This is a genomic window from Zhongshania sp. (assembly GCF_041623545.1).
In the GTDB taxonomy this organism is placed as follows: domain Bacteria; phylum Pseudomonadota; class Gammaproteobacteria; order Pseudomonadales; family Spongiibacteraceae; genus Spongiibacter.
Genome location: NZ_JBFJWS010000250.1, coordinates 1 through 4,760, shown reverse-complemented (window position 1 = coordinate 4,760; position 4,760 = coordinate 1). Strand labels below are relative to the sequence as shown.

Genomic DNA, 4,760 nt, shown 5'->3' with positions numbered 1-4,760 from the left:
TCAATACCTTCCAAGGTCGCAATGGTATCGGCACACACACCTTGGTTAGTTTGGGGGTGGCGAGCACGCAAGCGTAAATTGCCGCTATCCATGATTTCTGGCAGGCCATTATCATGGCCATAGCTGGACATCATCTCGGCACCACCAGCAATTACCACGTCTTCCATGCCCGACATAATCGATGCTGCGGCAATGTTCACACTAGTAATACCCGAACCGCAGAAGCGATCCAAGGTCACGCCACTTGAGCGAATATCAAAGCCCGCATCCAGTGCTGACATCCGGCCCATATCACCGCCGTGACGGCCTTTCTGGCAGCTGGTGCCCCAAATAACGTCGTCGACGTCGGCGGTATTCAAATTATTGCGCTCAACCAGGGCCTTGAGTACGCAAGCACCTAATTGCTGGGGATGAATGTCGGCCAAAGAACCTTTACCCAATTTGCCTAGCCCACGGGGGGTGCGACAGGCATCAATAATCCACGCTTCAGTCATAATAACTCCACTTAATTTTGTTAGCTGGAACGCCGCAAGCCGCGCCAGACTTAATCCGTTTTTCGGTCTTACCGCCCTTACTTAGGCTGCATCCGCAGGCCGGCATCCATACGAATACACTCGCCATTGATGTAATCGTTCTCAATAACACTAGTCACAATATGGGCGATCTCAGAGGCGCGGCCCAAACGCTTAGGGAATAACGGCGTGGTGCTCAGCGCTTCGTATACTGGCGCGGGTAAAGACTCAAACATGGGGGTGTTGATCAAACCGGGAGCGATGCAATTAACGCGTATACCAATCGTCGACAGGTCACGGGCAATCGGTAGCGTCATGCCAACAATACCGCCTTTACTGGCGCTATAGGCAGCCTGACCAACTTGGCCTTCAAATGCAGCAACTGATGCGGTGTTGATAATCGCGCCGCGCACGCCATCTTCATTCTCTGGGGTGTTCTTAGCCATTTGCTCGGCGCACAAGCGCAGCACATTGAAGGTTCCTGTCAGGTTTACCGCCAAAGTTTTACTCCACAAATCCAGCGGGAACGGACCGTTTTTACCCAAGGTCTTACTGCCAGTGGCAATACCTGCGCAGTTAACACAAATATGGATAGCGCCAAACGCCGCCATGGTCTGGTCGATACCTGCGGTAACCGACTCTTCACTGGTGACATTGACTTCAGCAAAGATAACGTCTGCACCCAATTCAGCAACAACCGCAGCGCCGGCCGTAGCGTTCAAATCAAATATCGCGGCCTTAGCGCCAAGGCTAACCAAGCGACGCACTATTTCCAGCCCCATACCTGACGCGCCACCACTTACAACAGCAACTTTACCTTGGATATTCATATCGGCTCCCGGCACTCGAATGCGCCATTAAATAAACGGGCATAAACCGCCCAAATCAATCAGCGTTGACATAGCCATACGCCACAAAATTATCAGGACCGTATTTTGCGCGTGCTAACGCAAACAAGGCAATGACCACTTGATGCAATAAAATAGACATTTTGTTATAATTCAATCCCTATTTAATCGGGGCATTCAGTATGCGATCTCCCACCATCGCCATTTATTTCGTGCACAAATGCCTGCAAAATTTGCAACACCGACCGGACTTACAACTTAGGTTGCTGGGACAAAACCACATAAGCCCCAACTTACTGAACAACCCCAACGCTCGGGTTCCCGCAGATAATTACGCCAATCTGTGCAGGGACACGATGCAGACTATGAACGATGAGTTAATTGGCTTTGGAACCCAAGCGCAAAAGCTCGGCTGCTGGGCAACCATGACGGAGCTTGCCGCCAACGCCCCTAACCTCAGCGAGGCATTAAAACGTCTAACCCGCTTCTACCGCCTAATTCCCTGGGGGCTGAGCACTAAACTAGAAATCCACAACGACGTCGCCAGCATATCCCTGACACCGACGGTCACGAACGTCGAATTCGACCCCTATCTTTATGAGTCATTTCTCTTTTATATACACCGCACCGCCAACTGGCTAATCGGCCGCCAAATACCCCTGCATCGCGTTGACTTTTGCTTCGCCCAGCCCCCACAGGCGATGGAATACCAAAACCTATTCTTAACCAAGAATATCCACTACCAACAAGCGCGGGCGCAAATTCAATTTTCTGCTTCACTACTGGAAAACCCAATCGACATTTCCGCACAAGCATTAAAGAAATTTCTAAACCACGTTAATTTTGCCATGATCACCCAAAGCTACACATCCAAGAGCTGGCATTACAAAGTTGGTTCCTCGCTTGAAGCCAGGCTCCGAGCCAACCCCACCTTCGCCGACATCGCAAAATCGCTAGAGCTACACCCCCATACACTGCGCAATTATCTACGCCAAGAGGGCTTTCAGTACCAAGACATCAAAGACCGAGTGCGCTGTGACAGCGCTATTTTCCATTTAAGTAGTGCTGGCTGTAGTGTCGAAGAAACTGCCGCGCTCATTGGATTTTCCGAACCCAGTGCATTCATCCGCTCCTTCAAAAAATGGACGGGTGCCAAACCCATGGAATATAAAAAGCGGCGTAAACTTGCCGATACTGGCCACCCTGCCGAAGGCTAAGTTAAAGCGTCAGATTCTAAGTCTACGCCAATTAATTCACATCACTCCTCTGTTATCACCCTAAACCTTCGGGTATTCTCTAGCTAACTGAGCAGCACTGTTGATTTACTTCGGCTAATGCCGCCAGTCACAATAAAAACGCCTAACCAGGAAGTAGTTATGATTATAAGCAAACCAGCAGCCCTAGAGTGGCGGAAGTTCTGGACCTTACCGATCGCGGCATCACTGGGTTATGCCACAGCCGTCATGTATGTTTATTCAATGGGGCCCTTTATTGAGCCTATTCATCAAGAGTTTGGCTGGTCAAGGGCGCAAATATCCTCTGGCATCACCATTGCCGCCTTTTTAAGCGCCATATTTTGCATCCCCATTGGCGTCCTAGTTGACCGCATTGGCCCCCGCCGCGTTGGCCTTGTCGGTGTATTGTTTATGGGCCTCTGTGTTGCCCTGCTCGGCACCGCCACTGGCGAACAAAGCAACTGGATATTTCTGTGGTGTCTACTCGCCTTCTCAACATTGTGGGTACAAGCAACGGTGTGGACCAGTGCGGTAACCAGTCGCTTTGAGGCATCCCGAGGATTGGCGCTGGCAATCACACTCTCTGGCGCATCGGTAGGCGCTACCATATTCCCGGTAATGGCAACCTGGCTGATCGACAGCTACGGCTGGCGCGAAGCCTATATGTACTTGGGTGGAATTTGGGTCACCATTGTATTTCCCATTATGTTTTTCTTTTTCCGTGGCGCTAAAGATCAGTCCATCGCGCAAAAGCGCGACAATCCAGAGGTTGAGAAAGTCCTCACTGGGGTGAGTATTGCCGACGGCATGCGCTCACCGGCGCTATACAAACTGATTATGGCAGGTGGTTTTTTTGCCTTCACGGCCATAGGCACCGTGGTGCATTTTGTCCCTATTTTAAAAGATACCGGAACTGAGCCACTTGCCGCGGCAGGTGTTGCTTCCCTTATTGGTATTTTCTCGATTGTGGGCAGACTGGGTACTGGCTTCTTGCTGGATCGTTTCGCCGGCCATATCGTTGGTGGCATCGCCTTTCTAATTCCCCTCGTCGCTTGCGCATTGCTGCTAATCGATGGATCAAACTCCATCAACCAGAGCTTAGCCGCTGCCATATTTGGTTTAACTCTGGGCTCAGAAGTCGACGTTATTGCGTATTTAGCGGCGCGGTATTTCGGCCTGAAAAACTTTGGCGCGCTCTACGGCGCTATGGTTATGGCCTTATCCCTCGGTACGGCATTTGGCCCCTTGGGTGCTGGCGCAGCCTATGATCACTTCGGCAGCTACGACGAATTCCTTATGTTAACCGCGATATTGATGGGCATTAGTGCGATAGCGCTGTTTACCCTTGGTAAGACACCCACGGCCCAGCAACATCTTGACCGTAAGCTTCAAGCGACATAAGAATTCGCCCCCATTGCAGGCATATTTCCGGCACGACTGACAGTCAGCCAGGAAGTATGCTTGATGGAAAAATACCGTTCTCACACTCAAAACCAAGTCGCTACCGCACGGCCCGCCCAGCAATAACACCACCGTCGCACAAGACGTCAACGCCCGTTAAATAACTCGCTTTGCTGCTGGCGCAAAAGGCAAGCACTTCAGCTATTTCCTCTGGGCGACCGGGCCGCTTAAGGGCTGCTGTTTTTAACATTTCCATCGAGCCGCTTTTTTCTTCGAGACGGCCCATCGCCGTATCAAAGGTCCCCGGTGAAACTGAGAGTATGCGGCAGTTCTTTTCACCAAACTTAGCGGCACTAGCGGCGCTATACCACTTAACAAAGTTTTTACTAATTGAGTAGGCCATACCTTTGCGGTAAAAATCTTTGGGTATCAGGTTTACCCTAAACATTACTTTTTTCACAAAGGTCTCTGCCGCTTCGCTAGCATAGTGATAGGCGCGGGTTGGCATGATGATACTGGGCGCCATATACGCCGCATTGGACGCAACATTTACCAGCGCAAAACCTTCTTCAGCAATCGCCAAAAACGCCTCAGCAATATTGACAGTCCCCAGCGCGTTGACCCGCAGAATTTGCTCTGCTGGCGCCATTTGCGGACTGATACCGGCAGAGTGAACGACCGCAGCCACATAACCAAGCTCACAGGCTTGCCGAGCCAAGTCATCTACCGCGTCGCGCTGACTTATATCGCACACCGCAATATCG

At 51.0% G+C, this 4,760-nt stretch carries 5 protein-coding genes; 2 read left to right on the top strand and 3 right to left on the bottom strand.

Features of this window, described 5'->3' with window-relative positions; genetic code table 11:
* A partial coding sequence (locus tag ABYT30_RS15710) for a beta-ketoacyl synthase N-terminal-like domain-containing protein (RefSeq protein ID WP_373097439.1) occupies positions 1 to 494 on the bottom strand: 494 nt, incomplete at its 3' end.
* A gap of 77 nt (positions 495 to 571) precedes the next feature.
* Complete coding sequence (locus ABYT30_RS15705) at positions 572 to 1,342, bottom strand: SDR family NAD(P)-dependent oxidoreductase (RefSeq protein ID WP_373097438.1); 771 nt, start codon at positions 1,340 to 1,342, stop codon at positions 572 to 574.
* A gap of 200 nt (positions 1,343 to 1,542) precedes the next feature.
* On the opposite strand from ABYT30_RS15705, the gene ABYT30_RS15700 reads away from it, so the two are divergent.
* Positions 1,543 to 2,577, top strand: a complete 1,035-nt coding sequence (locus ABYT30_RS15700) for an AraC family transcriptional regulator (RefSeq protein ID WP_373097437.1) — start codon at positions 1,543 to 1,545, stop codon at positions 2,575 to 2,577.
* 159 nt (positions 2,578 to 2,736) lie between these two features.
* Positions 2,737 to 3,996, top strand: a complete 1,260-nt coding sequence (locus ABYT30_RS15695; protein WP_373097436.1) for an MFS transporter — start codon at positions 2,737 to 2,739, stop codon at positions 3,994 to 3,996.
* Between the two features lie 100 nt (positions 3,997 to 4,096).
* Here ABYT30_RS15695 and ABYT30_RS15690 read toward each other — a convergent pair.
* Positions 4,097 to 4,760: SDR family oxidoreductase (locus ABYT30_RS15690; protein ID WP_373097435.1), on the bottom strand; the 664-nt coding region annotated here is incomplete at its 5' end.

Coding starts and splice junctions, on each gene's coding strand:
- ABYT30_RS15700 (WP_373097437.1), top strand. CDS start 1,543: ATGCGATCTCCCACCATCGCCATTTATTTCGTGCACAAATGCCTGCAA.
- ABYT30_RS15695 (WP_373097436.1), top strand. CDS start 2,737: ATGATTATAAGCAAACCAGCAGCCCTAGAGTGGCGGAAGTTCTGGACC.
- ABYT30_RS15705 (WP_373097438.1), bottom strand. CDS start 1,342: ATGAATATCCAAGGTAAAGTTGCTGTTGTAAGTGGTGGCGCGTCAGGT.